Here is a 13,716-nt window from a genome sequence, read left to right as displayed (position 1 = left end):
TTTTGTTTACTTGAACAAAAATAGAAAACCCAAAAGCAACACACAAACAAATTTCTTAAGGAAAACATAAAGTTGTAAACAATTGTATGTAGTTTGTTTTTTTATCGACCAAACAGTCATAAACATTATAAAAGAATGAAAAAATACATTTTAGTAGTACTTGCATTAGCCTTAGGTATTTATGGTTTTAAAACAGAAGAAAAAGTAGAAAAGAAGGTGGTGGAATCTGTAAAGAAAGATACAAGAGTAGCATATTTTGCAAGTGGGTGTTTTTGGTGTGTAGAGGCAATTTTTGAAAGTGTAAAAGGAGTAGAGGAGGCGGTTTCAGGATATGCAGGAGGTCATACAAAAAGACCAACCTATAGAACCATAGGAACTGGAAGAACAGGGCATGCAGAAACAGTTGCAGTATATTATGACCCTAATATTGTTAGTTTTCAAAGTTTAGTAGATGTATTTTTTGGATCTCATGATCCAACTACAAAAAATGGACAACATCCAGATTATGGATCGCAATACCGTTCTATAGCGTTTTATCAAAATGAAAAAGAAAAGGAAATAATCGAAAGTACCATTAACAAATTAAATAAAGAGGTATATAACGGAAGAATTGTAACCGAAGTAACTAAGTTTACAAAATTTCATAAGGCAGAAGAATATCATCAAAACTATGAAAGGTTACATCCTTTCAATTCTTATGTAAGGAATGTATCAATACCGAGACTAAACAAATTCAAAAAACGGTTCCCTCACCTTTTAAAAGATAAAGTTCATTAATAGAATTTTAAGTTAATAGTTTAAATGTAGAAGCCTTTTGATTTGTTAATAACAGGTCAAAAGGTTTTATTTTTTAAATAAGAATCCGAAACCTAATCTACTTAAGAATTTCTTTTCAAACTCCCAGAAGAAATCGAACTTACCAAATAACCAACCTACAATAGGTAAAGTAGTTTGGTAAATAGGAAAAATTAACAAGAATCTATACAAACCATATAGAAACCAGTGTGTGTTATCAGCAGTTACATTGAAATAAGATAAAAGTGGTCCTCCAATCTTAGCAGCAAAAGATCCATTGATAGAAAAAACCAATAGTACGGCAATAACATCCCAAGTAGTTTTTAATCCCCAACGTTGTTTCAATTTTTCCATGCTGCAAAAGTAATTAAAAGAAAAAGGGCAAACAACAAATGTTTGCCCTTTTAAGAATGTATTTTTCTTAAGTTTATTTCTTACCGAAAAGTCCACCAAGTAATCCTCCTAATAAACCTCCTGACTTTTGATTACTAGATCCTCCTAAAACCATTCCAGCTACATCATCTACAACACTTCCGTCTCCATCTGCATCTAAAATTTGCTCTAAAAAACTTTGCTCTTTTTGAGCTGAACTTCCACCTAATAAGCCTCCAAGTAATCCACTTAAATCACCTGAGTTATTTACATTACTTTGACGCGTTTGTTTACCTAAAACTCCCATTAAAATCGGAGCAGCAGTTTTTAAAATATTAGCAACAGATCCTGCATCAATTCCAGCTTTTTGACCAATTACTTGCTCAACTCCTTGTTGTTTGTTACCTAAAACATGTCCTAAAATTTTACCACCATCTTGTAAAACATCCGCATTTACACCTCCTTGAAATAAATCTCCAAGATTATCTAAAATACCACCATCGTGTTTTTTAGATAAAGCACCCATTAAACCTTCAGCACCTTCTGGTGTAGAAGCATTTCGTTGCATTGCTTTCATTAAAACAGGTAATGCCATTGTAAGTACACTTCCAGTTTTATTTGTGTCTTGACCAGTTGATCCTGCAACTCCTGAGATTATTGTTTTTCCTAAGTCGCTATTTAAGAGGTCTAAAATTCCTTCCATTTGTTCTTTTTTAAGATTAGTAATTCGCTTTCAATAATTGAGACACAAGTTACAAATTTAAAGTCACATTTGTTTCAATAATTATTTTTACCTTTCAGCTTTTAAAATAAACGATTACATGAAAAAACTGGCACTACACTGGAAAATTCTAATAGGAATGGTTCTAGGTATTTTATTCGGATTAGCAATGACTGGTATTGATGGAGGAGCAGGCTTTGTAGGGGATTGGATAAAACCTTTAGGAACAATCTTTGTTAAACTATTAAAATTAATCGCAGTTCCGTTAATTATAGCATCATTGGTAAAGGGAATTTCTGATTTAAAAGATATCTCAAAGTTTAAAAACATAGGGTTACGAACTATTGTAATTTATGTCGGTACTACTGTGATGGCTATTACAATAGGGTTATTATTAGTAAATATTGTAAAGCCAGGGGATGGAATTTCTGAAGAAACTATTACTAGATTAACAGAAACCTATGCTAATAGTGGAAGTGTTCAAGCAAAGATTGCGGAAGCATCTAAACAAAAAGCAAGTGGACCATTACAGTTTTTAGAAGATATGGTACCAGATAATGCGATGAAAGCAATGAGTAATAATAAAGCTATGTTGCAAGTTATTTTCTTTACTATTTTCCTCGGAATTTCAATGTTGTTAATTGGAGAAAAAAAATCAAAGCCATTAAAAGACTTTTTTGATTCTTTAAATGAAGTCGTGTTAAAAATGGTTGATTTAATAATGTTATCTGCACCATATGCTGTGTTTGCATTATTAGCGAATGTAGTAGTATCTTCTAATGATCCAGATTTATTATTGGCACTATTAAAATATGCATTCACTGTTGTAGGTGGTTTATTAATAATGGTTACTTTTTATATGATATTGGTAAGTGTATTTACTAAGAAAAACCCAATGTGGTTTTTAAAACAAATAAGTCCAGCGCAATTATTAGCTTTTTCAACTAGTAGTAGTGCTGCAACCTTACCCGTAACTATGGAGCGTGTTGAAGAGCATGTGGGAGTAGATAAGGAAGTATCTAGTTTTGTACTTCCTGTTGGAGCAACCATTAATATGGATGGAACCAGTTTATACCAGGCAGTAGCAGCAGTATTTATTGCTCAAGCCTTAAGTTTTGATTTAACCTTTGGTGATCAGTTAACCATTATTTTAACTGCATTATTAGCTTCTATTGGTTCAGCAGCAGTTCCAGGAGCAGGAATGGTAATGTTAGTAATTGTTCTAGAAGCTGTTGGTTTCCCTGGAGATAAGCTAGCGATTGGTTTAGCACTTATTTTTGCCGTAGATAGACCGTTAGATATGTGTAGAACGGTTATTAATGTTACGGGTGATGCAACGGTATCTACATTAGTAGCAAAGTCAGTTGGTAAATTAGGAGACCCTAAGCCAAAAAATTGGGATGATCATTATGATGAAGTAAAATAATATTTCATTTTTACATATTGAAAAAAATAGTATTTTTATAAACACCACTGTACTTAGTTACATTGGTGTTTATTTTCTTAAAATAGAATAAAGTAACAAACTAAACTAATATCATTTTAACTTTATGAACATTTGTTTTTTAATGTATCCTTGGGAAGAAATAGATCCAGAGAATGATACTACATTAGCACTTATTCATGAGTGTGCTAAGAGAGGTCATGGAGTGGCAATCTGTACACCATCTAATTTAACAATACGTAATAGTATTACCAATGCATTTTGTACAATTATTAATAGGATGGAGAAAGTACCTTCTAGTATAAAATCGTATTATAAAAAAGCAACAACAAGAGAAGAAATGCTCCCTTTAGCAGGTTTTGATGCTATTTTTATGCGTGCTAATCCGCCATTAGATCCACTAATGTTAAACTTTTTAGATTCCGTAAAGGACGATGTGTTTATCATCAATTCGGTTCAAGGGATGAGAGAGGCAAATAACAAGCTCTACACCGCAGTTTTTGATGATCCGAATAATGATATTATTCCCGTGACACACGTTTCAAAAAATAAAGACTACTTGATTAAAACAATTGCTGAATCTGATTCTGATAAGATGATCTTAAAACCATTAAATGGTTACGGGGGATCAGGAGTTATTTTAATAGAGAAATCTGCAATGGGAAATATCAATTCTCTATTAGATTTTTATATCAGTAAAAGTGATGGGTCTTCAGATTATGTAATTCTCCAAGAGTATATTGAGGGAGCAGAAAAAGGAGATGTACGTATTTTATTATTGAATGGGGTTCCAATTGGAGCAATGAAACGAATACCAGGAGAAAAAGACCATCGTTCTAATGTAACCGCAGGAGGAAGAGTTGAAAAACACAAATTAACAAAAGCTGAAAAAGTACTTTGTGAAAAGATTGGACCTAAATTGGTTAAAGATGGGCTGTTGTTTGTGGGAATAGATGTGATTGGAGGAAAGCTAGTAGAGGTAAATGTAATGAGTCCTGGTGGAATTACATATATCAATAAAGTATCTAAAGTTAAACTTCAAGAAAAAGTAATTGATTTCTTAGAAAGTAAAGTATTAGAAAAGAATGCTGCTTTTAGGAGAATGACAGATCTTAAAAGAGCAGTAAATGAGGCTTAAAATACCTACTTCCTTAGTTTCTAAGGAGTGGTTGCATGAAAACCTTCAACATGAAAATTTGATTGTTTTAAACGCAACTATTCAAAAGGTCGGAACAAAGAAGGAAGAAGAAATAGATAAACAACAAATACCGGGTACTATATTTTTTGATTTAAAAAATGTTTTTTTAGACAAAGAGGCAGAGTATCCTAATACAATTCCTTCAGAAAAACATTTTCAAAGAGAAGTCCAAAAACTTGGAATTAATTATAATAGTTGTATTGTTGTTTATGATGATATAGGTGTATATTCTTCTCCTAGAGTATGGTGGCTTTTTAATGTATTCGGATTTAAAAATATAGCAGTTTTAAACGGAGGCTTAAAAGAATGGATTAGCGCAGGTTATAAAACGGAACCTCCTAAGCAAATAGAAAGATTAGAAGGGAACTTTGAGGCAAGTTTTAGTAAAGACTTGTATGCAAGTGCAGAAGAGGTTTTAAAATCTCTTAAAAAGGACGTTTCTATTTTAGATGCTCGATCGAAAGGAAGGTTTAATGCAACCTCTCCAGAACCTAGAGAAGATTTAAGGGGCGGGCATATTCCAAATTCATTTAGTTTACCATATTCAGTTTTACAAGAAGAAGGTAAAATGAAACCTATAGAAGAATTAAAGAAGTTGTATATCGACAGTAATCCTGAAAATAAAGAAATGATTTTTACTTGCGGATCTGGAATTACGGCATGTATTCTTGCATTAGGAGCACAGGCATCAGGATATACTAATTATAAAGTTTATGATGGCTCATGGACAGAGTGGGCTAGCAGATTAGAATTACCAATAGAGAAATAATGGAGTTAGATTGGACCAAAAGAGAATTTGAAATATATGTGTTGTTATTCGCAGCACATTGTAACTATATAGAAACAAAAGAAGAAAGAGACTATATTCTTTCTAAAGTAGATGAAGTTACGTATAACAAGATGCATACTGAGATTGTTGCAGAAAGTGATCATACGAACTTAGAGAAAATAAAATTGTATTTAAAAGAGAATAAGTACTCAGAAACAGAAAAGGATGATTTACTTAGAGATATTAAGGAAGTCTTTTTTGCAGATGGTACTGTGGATGCCATGGAAAGAAAGGTATTTGGTGTTTTACAAAAAATATTGAATTAAATGCTAAAACTATCTGTTGAGGAGATTATAGAAAAGATTTCTAAAGAAGAGTTGTTTGAAGCGGTTAGTAGGGACTATTCTTTTACTTTAAAGGTAGAAGCATATGTTCCTTATGTATGTGGTGCAGTTCATGATGGACATCAATTTAGAAAAGAACTTTGGAACAATTGTAAGCATACAGCATATGAACGTTGGTATGAGGAAGATCCTGAAACAAAGAATATGGTAATTTCTCATCCCATTATTATTGCAGGATTAGATTCTCGTTTTGAGTATGATCTTAATAGAGCGCCAGAAACCGCAATATATGAAGATGCCTGGGGAAAACAATTGTGGCATAAACCTCTTTCAAATGAAATGAAAGAGAAAAGTCTTCAAAAGCATTTTAATTTTTATAGCGTAGTACACGCTTTAATATCGAAAATTGAAGAAAAATTTGACTGTTGTGTAGTGTATGATATGCATTCTTATAATTGGCAACGTTGGGATAGGGAAGTACCTACTTGGAATTTAGGAACGGCTAATGTTGATAATACGAAGTATGCTTTGTATATTGAATCTTGGAGGAAGATTTTGGAGGAAATGCCTTTTCCAAATGGAATTAAATCAAGCTCTAAGATTAATGATACCTTTCAAGGAAATGGATATTTCTTAAAATATATTACTGAAAACTTCAACAATACATTGGTATTAGCTACTGAGATAGCAAAAGTATATTGTGATGAGATACATCAAGTAAATTACCCGGAAGTTGTTTCTGCTGTAGAAAAGTATTTAAGAACAGCACTAAAAAGTCATGCCGAAACTTTTTATAAAAGCTTTAAATTGTAACTTTGCAGCCACTTTTTCAAATTGAATTATGATGAATGATACGAATGTTGCTACGCAAGAGCTGTTCAAAATAGATCGATATATAGATGCTCTAGTGAAAAAAATAGAGTTGTTAAACTATGTGAATCCGACAAATATTGAAGAGCAAAAAGAACTTTTTTTCGCTTCTAAGTATTTAACAGACCCTGTATTTGCATACCCTCAAAGAGATTTTGATAAGTTTAAACTACATAGAGAATTCTTTACACTTCCTTTAGAGAAAATTGAAGATGAACGAATTCGAAATATGTATGAAGAAATTGTGTATTTCTATTCTGGATTAATTCAGTGTATTGAAACTATTGGAGAAGGAAAGAAGTTTTATTATAACAGCTTACGTTCGTTTGGAACTCCAACTGAAGATGATGTAGAAAATGCAAAATTTATCTTACATTTTGAAGATGTAGATAAAGATTCTCCAGTATTCAAACCTAAATTTTCTCCTCAACAAGCAGAAGAAATATTTAAAGAATACGGTAAAAATTATGAATTCAATTTTCATATAAAACAATCTACTAAAATGAGTGCTATTGCCATGGTTTTAAATAGTATTAAAACCTTAGTGATAAGTGGAAATCATACCTTTTCTGAAAATGAAATGGCTATACTTACAAATCATGAAATAGGTGTACATATGGTTACTACCATGAATGGTTTAGAGCATCCTTTAAAAATATTCTCTCATGGTTTTCCAAATAATGTTGAAACTCAGGAAGGATTGGCTGTTTTTAGCGAGTATATGTCTGGGAATTTAACATTAAGACGACTAAAGGAGTTGGCTTATAGAGTTATTGCAGTAGATGCATTAGCTAAAGGATATTCTTTTTCTAAAACTTTTAGATTGTTACATAACACCTATGACTTAGAAAGAGAGGACGCCTTTTATAAAACTGTGAGAGCCTATAGAGGAGGCGGTTTCACCAAAGACTACTTGTATTTAACAGGTCTTAAAAAGATTTATAACTACTACAAATCAGGAGAAGATTTAAGTGTGTTGTTAACAGGAAAGGTATCATTAGATTTTGCAGAAGATATTAAGTATCTGATGAAAAATAATTATGCGGTGCCTTCAAAGTTTATAACAGATTCTTATGCTGAAAATAAAAACCAAAACAAAACCATTGATTTTATCTTAGAAAATTTAAAATAGAATTGTTGGTCAAAAATAGTTTTAGGTAATGTTAGATATATTAATTTGTTTCTAAAGAGCTTCGTTCTAGTTTTTCTAAATAACAATATAAGATTTGTTCGTTAACGTGTAAAAAGTTAATTAGTTTTAAAGCAACCAGAGCAGCCAAGCCTATAGTACCGTTTTTGTCATTGCTAAATTCGATTTGTAACTTATGATTTGGAGTTTGTTGATCGTTAGAGATTCCCTCAGGATCTAACCAAGTACCTTTAGCCTCCACTTCAGTTACTGCTTTTAAGAAAAATAATGAGTCGGATTTAGAAACTGGGAGCATAATAGTTAAGATTTCTTCCTGCTCTCTAGTTAAATGAATGTTAATGCTTTCATCTCCATATAAGCAAGAATAGAGTACATCTCTAGCTTTTTCAAGAAGCAAATCACCATTAGAAGATCTTTGAAGAGAGGAGATAGTATCTAATCCCATATGTGGAGGATTAATTAAGAGGTTGTTTTTTTCTAGTACTTCTCTTGTAGTGTTTTGGTATTGTTTAATAAAATTATCTAGATGTTGTAAATTGTAGTTTGCTGTATGAATTCGTTCTAAACGCTTTTTAAAGTTATCTAAATTATGTTTTTGTTCATGTAAACTGTGCTTTTCGCAAGTGAGAAATATAATTTGATCTATAAGCCAATCTTTATCTTTCTTTTCTAATTCGGCACGAATTTTAGCTTCTAATTGAGGAAACAAATCATCTTGTGCTTTTTTTATAATGCTATTTATATTATTCATAGAAGTAAGGTTTGAAGGGTGTAAGTAGATAGAATATAGGTTATGTGTTTAAACTAAATTCAGGATTATAAATTAAACCTAGAACATTATTAAAAGGATCAAGTACGGTAGCGGTTACAATTTCTCCACCAACATTATACGGTTTTTCATGTTCTTTGGCTCCAAGTTCGATAAGTCTGTTGTATGATTTTATAATATCGTTAACTCCCCAGTAGGTAATTACACTTTCTGTTTTGTTTTGAATTGCTTGTTTTTCAGGTTGTAATCCAAGTTCGTATCCTCCAATATTGAAACCTACATAAAAAGACTGGTTGAAATAAGGAGCAGTTTCAAATGCTTTGGTATACCACTCTGTGGCCTTAGTAATATCTCCTACTTTATAAATAGTGGTACGTAAACCAAGAAATTCAGTCGTATTCATTTATTTAATTTGTTTAGATATATCTTATGGTTGCCATTGTTCTATTAATTCAAGAATACCTTTTTCAATACCAAGATAATACTGTTCATTATTAAATTGAGGAATGATTGTTTTATCAATAACTTGCTTGCAAATAGAATTAGTAAGTACTAATTGAGTGCCTATTCCAGTGGCTATGCCAATCTTTTTACATGGTTTGCATAAAACAATTGCCAGTCCATTATTAGTTTTTTTCGATCCAACTCCCCAGTTATTCCCTAAATCGCTCGTATACTTTTGTATATTAGTATAGGGATTTATGCTATCTACGGTAACCACTACAATTTGCTTTGTTGTTTTAATTTCGTAATCATAAAGTATTTTATGCAGTTGCGCTTTTTGCTCTTGACTGAAAATATGACTAAAATCATTAATAATTCCTCTAGGAGTAGGGAAGGAGCTTTTATTAATTTTTTCCTTCTCTTTTGAAACACTTTTGCAAGAAACAAAATTTAAGGAGATCAATAAAAATATAATTTGAATAGCAATTTTCATTATAAAAGTTTGATAGTTTAGTTATGTGTTTTTAACAAGTTTGTTATGTGTCTAAGTAGTTTTTTAATTGGTTTTTGATAAACCAATTCCATCCTCCAATACAGCTTTCTCTTTTAAATTCTTCAATGTCTGCAGTAAAACTCTCTGTTACTTTATGGGTTAATATTAATTTGGAACCTTGTTCAGATTTAAATATTTCGAAAGTTACAAAAGAATCACCTTTATACCCTTCATATTTCCAATTATAACATATTCTTTCTTTTGGAATAACTTCAGTTACTTCCCAAAGGTGAGGAAAGATTCTATCTTCATTTTGAACGATAAACTTTGTTTTAAAGCCTACCGTAGGCTCAAAAGACTCAATGTTTTCAAAGAACCACTGTTTCATACGATTCACTTCAGTGATGGCACCCCATAGTTCGTTTATGGATACAGTAAAGTTTTCTTCTACAATTACGGGTTTATCAGTTTTTTTCATGTTTGTTAGTTTTTAATTCGTCTTGAATAGAAACATATTTAATACTCCATTTTTTATCCTGTCTTGTTCAGTTGGGATGAGAGTTAATTTTGCTTTCACATGAATCATTTCAGACGTTTCATTGAGGTGAAAATCCTTAATACTATAATTCGAGTATTTTTCATAAGTATTGTCAAGTCTCAATTCTTTGTGATTATAAGTTTTAATCTTTAAAGAATATGTGCCAATTTTTATTATCATTTTTTGTTTTGAAGTAGTTCTTCTAAATTTTTGATAACTTTTTGTATATGGTGTGTATCCCAAGGGGTGTCCACAATAAATTTTGTTAGGTATAGTTTATTCTATTTTTATTCTATTTTCATCATACAGCCCAACCAAGAGGCTATTACCTTTATTGTCAACTTTTAGTCCTCCATACTTGGCTTTTTCATACTTTTCTGCTTCTCCTTCTTGGAAAAAATATGATTCAGAACCAATGTTGATTCCTCTCCACTCTCTTGAAGTATATTTTATTGGAAATTCATTTTTATTAAGAGGGGTTCTTTTGTCTTGAATTCGAACTTTTTCCGCGACTCCATTTTCTTTCAATTTGATAATGCAATATCCTCTTTTAGAAATGCTGTCGGTATCAATGTTATTTGAAATATCGTAATTCAATCTCATATAGTCTCCTTGCATTAAAGAGCGAGGGTCAACAGGAGCTAGCTCTAATAAAACAAGTTGTCCGTCAGCTAGTAATTCTTCTTTTTGAAGAATAGAATTATTAAAAAAAACAAGTAAAATGATAAGATTAATTAGAATGATTACCAACTTATATTTTTTCATTCTTATTTAAATTTTTTATGGTGAATAAATAGAACAATAGAAATATGACTCCAGATATAAATAAGATTATTGACTTGGTTAGCAATGTGAAATTTAAGTCATAATAGTACTGTGAAACAAAGTAAATAATTGAAATTATTCCTATAGCTAATCCTGTTTTGTAGTTAACTAAAAAACTTAATAGTATAATCAAAATTGCTCCTGAGATAGAGGGTGAGAATATTGTTGGAATTAGTATTAATGTACTTAAAGTATAAATCAATACCTTGCTTTTGATAGTTTTAATTTCATTTATTTTTATAATTGAATAAACTAAATACATTATAACTAAAATCATTGCAATTGACGATAACCAAATATAACCTTGCGATATTGGGATTAAATGTCTTTTACCAATTGAAACAAGACCAAATAATAAAGAAATAATCAAACCAATTCTAACTGGATTATAAAGTTGAGATATCCGTTTACTTGATGAAATTAGTTTTGCTTCATTTAAAAACAAGTATGTTAGGCATAAAGTATTAATGAAAACATAAAGATGAATTAAATCATATGAATTGTTAGAGATTATAAGAAAAATAAAATTGCCACTAATAATAAGGACCGAAATAAATGATAGAATAAAATTTTGTGTAACAATCAAAGAACTAAGTGCTATAAAACTTATTAATATTGTAATTATATTTTTATCAACGTTCATCTCTAATAATCCAAAGGCAAACAAAGCAAAGCCTATGACATATATTGAAATACTAAATGTGTCTATGATAATTTTATTGTATGCTTTATTAAGCCAAATAGCAGAAGTTATAAACCCTATTCCAAATATTAACAATCCAAGTTCAGAGTTGTAAAGGCCTGCAATTGCTAAAAAACCGAGGAATGCTAATGTTGCGATAAAGCCTCCAAAAATAGAAAGTATTTTAATAGCTAAACTGGATTTATTTTCTCCTTGAGCTTTATATTCTTCATGGATAGCATTTTCATCACATTCAAAATTAACACCTTCTGATGAACGAATACTATTTAGTAGAGCCTTTTTCTTAGTTAATTTATCCATTTTTTTTGAAGGTCAATTAGATTTTTAATTACAAGTGTTACACTTCCAATAACAAATAAGCTAATGATGAAAAATATACCGGCACCATCTGATATTTTTATTAGCAAAGCTGAAATTATAATAATGATACTAAAAGGAATTATAGAAAGGTAAAAACCGCTTTTTACTTTTAGTCCATATTTAATTCCAATTCCATATAGTATTGATGTAATGATAATTAAAATGAAGAATGATTTTTGGGTTTTGTCAAAAATTCCAAAGATAATACCTAAAGTACTGAAAGACAAAGCTGTCAATGCTATTAAGTTCGAAAACCAAATAGGAATCTTAATTTCTTTGTTAATTTTCTTTCCGTATAAGAAAGTTGTTAAGAATAGTATGTTGATAATGAAAAGTAAAGTAAAAACAAAAACCTCTGACCAATCGTGCGCTACTTGTTGAGTGTATAATATGAGTGTTGTGTTTATTAAAGTTATAAAAATAAGCCACAAAGGAGCAAAATTAGAAATTGCTACCCAAAGGGTAATAAATATAGTCCAGCCTAGAAAAAAATCATAAGCATTAGCGCCGGTTTGATAAATTTGCCCAAAAACGGCAAATAAAACACCTACTAATACTGATGCTCCTGTAAGTAATATCTTTTTAATATCTAAACTTACTTTAGATAATAATAAAGTTAAAGTTGAAATTACAATCAACCCTTCAATTAATCCTATTTTAATGAATTTGTGTAAGTCTGCCCAATTATAAGCAAAGAAGAAAATTATCCCTGCAGTAGTAAAACTAATACCTAAACTAATAAAAAAGAGTCTTAGAAATTTTTGCCAAGATTGTTTATTACTATAAATTTCTTGTTTCAGTATTTTGTCAATACTTCTTTCAGACCAATTGCTGTGTCTGCTTATTATATGAATATCTTCTCTTTCAATTTTTTCCATTCAATTATTTCTTGTTTCAGTAGTATAAATATAGCATTATTTTAGTTTTAACTCAGATTCGATATTTATCCATTTAATTGTCCAGTTTATCTCTTGATATCCACCAGTTGTAAAGAAAAGAAATTTATTGTCTGGAGTTACATATGGATTACCTTGTCCATAACTGTTTATTTCATTATTGAATCTTTTTGTGTTTGTCCAATTACCTTTTCCATCGTTGAAACTAACTTGTAGATCAAGCTGTTTTCCAACCGTTGCAAAAAGAAGGTAGGACTCATCTGGAGAAATGTATGGGGTGCATTTGTTTAAATGAGTTAATGATGGGATTGATACTTTCTGAGCATCTTGAAAGGAATTGTTCACTTGTTTTGCTGAGTAGATGTCCATTTCACTATAGTCTGTATTGCTTGAATGAAAATATAGCGTCCCTGAGTTTGTAATAACAGGATGAGATACTAATTTGTCTCTTAAATTAGGAATATCAACAAAAATAGGAGTGCTCCAAACTCCATTAACTTTTTCTGACTTCCAGATATGCCAAGTAGAAGGAATACCTTTAATATTAACTGGTCTAGTGGAGCTAAAGTATAGTGTATTTCCATCGGGAGAAAAGCTCATTCCATGGTCGTCATATGAACTATTAATGAATGTTTTTTTAGGTTTAGACCATTCATTACCTATTCTTTTAATAGCATAAATATCGAAGTTTTTAAAATCTTTATCAGAGATTGTATAATAGTAGTGTTTAAAGTCTGGACTAAAAATTCCTTTATGGATAATTTTGTTTTTAGGAGTTAGTTCTGGTTTAAATGCTAGAGGGGTGTTAGTAGCATTGGTATTAAACGGAATTGTTTTTCCTAAGTTATAATTACCTCGTGCCCATTGAATAGTTGGAGATATCCACTGTTTTAAAGGTTTAAATAAAAAACCGTGTTTCATTCCAGTATTGAGCTGGATTTCTTTAAAGTGTTGAATTTCACATATAGAATTTTGTTTTCTCTGTATGGCAGAAACTCCAAAGGGATCAGACTTTTCATAAATGG

At 30.7% G+C, this 13,716-nt stretch carries 16 protein-coding genes; 7 read left to right on the top strand and 9 right to left on the bottom strand.

Translation table 11 applies throughout. The features are described 5' to 3' along the window. The first annotated feature begins 135 nt into the window (after nucleotides 1-135). Complete coding sequence (gene msrA, locus Q0873_RS05580; protein ID WP_299104940.1) at nucleotides 136-777, top strand: peptide-methionine (S)-S-oxide reductase MsrA; 642 nt, start codon at nucleotides 136-138, stop codon at nucleotides 775-777. Between the two features lie 66 nt (nucleotides 778-843). Here the strand turns inward: msrA and Q0873_RS05575 are convergent, their stop codons facing one another. Together Q0873_RS05575 and Q0873_RS05570 are read right to left on the bottom strand one after the other, a co-directional pair. After that, nucleotides 844-1,149: a DUF6787 family protein gene (locus Q0873_RS05575; RefSeq protein ID WP_299104938.1), complete on the bottom strand. Its 306-nt coding sequence runs from the start codon at nucleotides 1,147-1,149 to the stop codon at nucleotides 844-846. Between the two features lie 73 nt (nucleotides 1,150-1,222). Next, nucleotides 1,223-1,870: a DUF937 domain-containing protein gene (locus Q0873_RS05570; protein WP_299104936.1), complete on the bottom strand. Its 648-nt coding sequence runs from the start codon at nucleotides 1,868-1,870 to the stop codon at nucleotides 1,223-1,225. Nucleotides 1,871-1,988: 118 nt separating this feature from the next. On the opposite strand from Q0873_RS05570, the gene Q0873_RS05565 reads away from it, so the two are divergent. The 6 genes from Q0873_RS05565 (at nucleotide 1,989) to Q0873_RS05540 (ending at nucleotide 7,645) form a co-directional block, all read left to right on the top strand. Next, the gene (locus Q0873_RS05565; protein WP_299104934.1) at nucleotides 1,989-3,314 is read left to right on the top strand and encodes a dicarboxylate/amino acid:cation symporter; all 1,326 of its coding nucleotides are present in this window, start codon (nucleotides 1,989-1,991) and stop codon (nucleotides 3,312-3,314) included. 124 nt (nucleotides 3,315-3,438) lie between these two features. Beyond that, the gene (gshB, locus tag Q0873_RS05560; protein WP_299104932.1) at nucleotides 3,439-4,470 is read left to right on the top strand and encodes a glutathione synthase; all 1,032 of its coding nucleotides are present in this window, start codon (nucleotides 3,439-3,441) and stop codon (nucleotides 4,468-4,470) included. Further along, on the top strand, nucleotides 4,460-5,299 hold the full coding sequence (locus Q0873_RS05555) for a sulfurtransferase (protein WP_299104930.1): 840 nt from the start codon (nucleotides 4,460-4,462) through the stop codon (nucleotides 5,297-5,299). Before gshB ends, Q0873_RS05555 begins: the two co-directional genes overlap by 11 nt. Further along, a complete protein-coding gene (locus Q0873_RS05550; protein ID WP_299104928.1) occupies nucleotides 5,299-5,625 on the top strand; it encodes a hypothetical protein in 327 nt (108 codons plus the stop codon). Before Q0873_RS05555 ends, Q0873_RS05550 begins: the two co-directional genes overlap by 1 nt. Further along, nucleotides 5,626-6,456 (top strand): N-formylglutamate amidohydrolase, encoded by an 831-nt coding sequence (locus Q0873_RS05545; protein WP_299104925.1) that lies wholly within the window; start codon nucleotides 5,626-5,628, stop codon nucleotides 6,454-6,456. It abuts the gene before it with no gap. 28 nt (nucleotides 6,457-6,484) lie between these two features. Continuing rightward, nucleotides 6,485-7,645, top strand: coding sequence for a tyrosine/phenylalanine carboxypeptidase domain-containing protein (locus Q0873_RS05540; protein ID WP_299104923.1), 1,161 nt, complete (start codon nucleotides 6,485-6,487; stop codon nucleotides 7,643-7,645). A gap of 40 nt (nucleotides 7,646-7,685) precedes the next feature. On the opposite strand, the gene Q0873_RS05535 is transcribed toward Q0873_RS05540, so the two are convergent. From Q0873_RS05535 to Q0873_RS05505, 7 genes are all read right to left on the bottom strand, one after another. Beyond that, complete coding sequence (locus Q0873_RS05535; protein ID WP_299104921.1) at nucleotides 7,686-8,414, bottom strand: hypothetical protein; 729 nt, start codon at nucleotides 8,412-8,414, stop codon at nucleotides 7,686-7,688. A 40-nt stretch (nucleotides 8,415-8,454) separates the two neighbouring features. Further along, nucleotides 8,455-8,835 carry a VOC family protein gene (locus tag Q0873_RS05530; RefSeq protein ID WP_299104919.1) on the bottom strand — a complete coding sequence of 127 codons (381 nt, stop codon included), beginning with the start codon at nucleotides 8,833-8,835 and terminating at the stop codon, nucleotides 8,455-8,457. 24 nt (nucleotides 8,836-8,859) lie between these two features. Continuing rightward, nucleotides 8,860-9,369 carry a TPM domain-containing protein gene (locus Q0873_RS05525; protein WP_299104916.1) on the bottom strand — a complete coding sequence of 170 codons (510 nt, stop codon included), beginning with the start codon at nucleotides 9,367-9,369 and terminating at the stop codon, nucleotides 8,860-8,862. Between the two features lie 43 nt (nucleotides 9,370-9,412). Then, the gene (locus Q0873_RS05520) at nucleotides 9,413-9,847 is read right to left on the bottom strand and encodes an SRPBCC domain-containing protein (protein WP_299104914.1); all 435 of its coding nucleotides are present in this window, start codon (nucleotides 9,845-9,847) and stop codon (nucleotides 9,413-9,415) included. A gap of 336 nt (nucleotides 9,848-10,183) precedes the next feature. Further along, complete coding sequence (locus Q0873_RS05515) at nucleotides 10,184-10,672, bottom strand: GDYXXLXY domain-containing protein (protein ID WP_299104911.1); 489 nt, start codon at nucleotides 10,670-10,672, stop codon at nucleotides 10,184-10,186. After that, nucleotides 10,659-11,735 (bottom strand): DUF4401 domain-containing protein, encoded by a 1,077-nt coding sequence (locus Q0873_RS05510; protein WP_299104909.1) that lies wholly within the window; start codon nucleotides 11,733-11,735, stop codon nucleotides 10,659-10,661. The genes Q0873_RS05515 and Q0873_RS05510 overlap by 14 nt, the downstream gene beginning before the upstream one ends. After that, complete coding sequence (locus tag Q0873_RS05505; RefSeq protein ID WP_299104907.1) at nucleotides 11,723-12,673, bottom strand: DUF2157 domain-containing protein; 951 nt, start codon at nucleotides 12,671-12,673, stop codon at nucleotides 11,723-11,725. Before Q0873_RS05505 ends, Q0873_RS05510 begins: the two co-directional genes overlap by 13 nt. Nucleotides 12,674-13,716 lie beyond the last annotated feature (1,043 nt).

The organism is uncultured Tenacibaculum sp., assembly GCF_947498805.1.
In the GTDB taxonomy this organism is placed as follows: Bacteria; Bacteroidota; Bacteroidia; order Flavobacteriales; family Flavobacteriaceae; genus Polaribacter.
This window is presented reverse-complemented; position numbering and strand designations above follow the sequence as displayed.

Excerpts from the sequence above, each read along its gene's own strand:
- Q0873_RS05515 (WP_299104911.1), bottom strand. The coding sequence starts at position 10,672 with ATGAAAAAATATAAGTTGGTAATCATTCTAATTAATCTTATCATTTTA.
- Q0873_RS05520 (WP_299104914.1), bottom strand. The coding sequence starts at position 9,847 with ATGAAAAAAACTGATAAACCCGTAATTGTAGAAGAAAACTTTACTGTA.
- Q0873_RS05525 (WP_299104916.1), bottom strand. The coding sequence starts at position 9,369 with ATGAAAATTGCTATTCAAATTATATTTTTATTGATCTCCTTAAATTTT.
- Q0873_RS05540 (WP_299104923.1), top strand. The coding sequence starts at position 6,485 with ATGATGAATGATACGAATGTTGCTACGCAAGAGCTGTTCAAAATAGAT.
- Q0873_RS05505 (WP_299104907.1), bottom strand. The coding sequence starts at position 12,673 with ATGGAAAAAATTGAAAGAGAAGATATTCATATAATAAGCAGACACAGC.
- Q0873_RS05565 (WP_299104934.1), top strand. The coding sequence starts at position 1,989 with ATGAAAAAACTGGCACTACACTGGAAAATTCTAATAGGAATGGTTCTA.
- Q0873_RS05530 (WP_299104919.1), bottom strand. The coding sequence starts at position 8,835 with ATGAATACGACTGAATTTCTTGGTTTACGTACCACTATTTATAAAGTA.
- Q0873_RS05510 (WP_299104909.1), bottom strand. The coding sequence starts at position 11,735 with ATGGATAAATTAACTAAGAAAAAGGCTCTACTAAATAGTATTCGTTCA.
- Q0873_RS05545 (WP_299104925.1), top strand. The coding sequence starts at position 5,626 with ATGCTAAAACTATCTGTTGAGGAGATTATAGAAAAGATTTCTAAAGAA.
- Q0873_RS05575 (WP_299104938.1), bottom strand. The coding sequence starts at position 1,149 with ATGGAAAAATTGAAACAACGTTGGGGATTAAAAACTACTTGGGATGTT.
- Q0873_RS05535 (WP_299104921.1), bottom strand. The coding sequence starts at position 8,414 with ATGAATAATATAAATAGCATTATAAAAAAAGCACAAGATGATTTGTTT.
- gshB (WP_299104932.1), top strand. The coding sequence starts at position 3,439 with ATGAACATTTGTTTTTTAATGTATCCTTGGGAAGAAATAGATCCAGAG.
- Q0873_RS05555 (WP_299104930.1), top strand. The coding sequence starts at position 4,460 with ATGAGGCTTAAAATACCTACTTCCTTAGTTTCTAAGGAGTGGTTGCAT.
- Q0873_RS05570 (WP_299104936.1), bottom strand. The coding sequence starts at position 1,870 with ATGGAAGGAATTTTAGACCTCTTAAATAGCGACTTAGGAAAAACAATA.
- Q0873_RS05550 (WP_299104928.1), top strand. The coding sequence starts at position 5,299 with ATGGAGTTAGATTGGACCAAAAGAGAATTTGAAATATATGTGTTGTTA.
- msrA (WP_299104940.1), top strand. The coding sequence starts at position 136 with ATGAAAAAATACATTTTAGTAGTACTTGCATTAGCCTTAGGTATTTAT.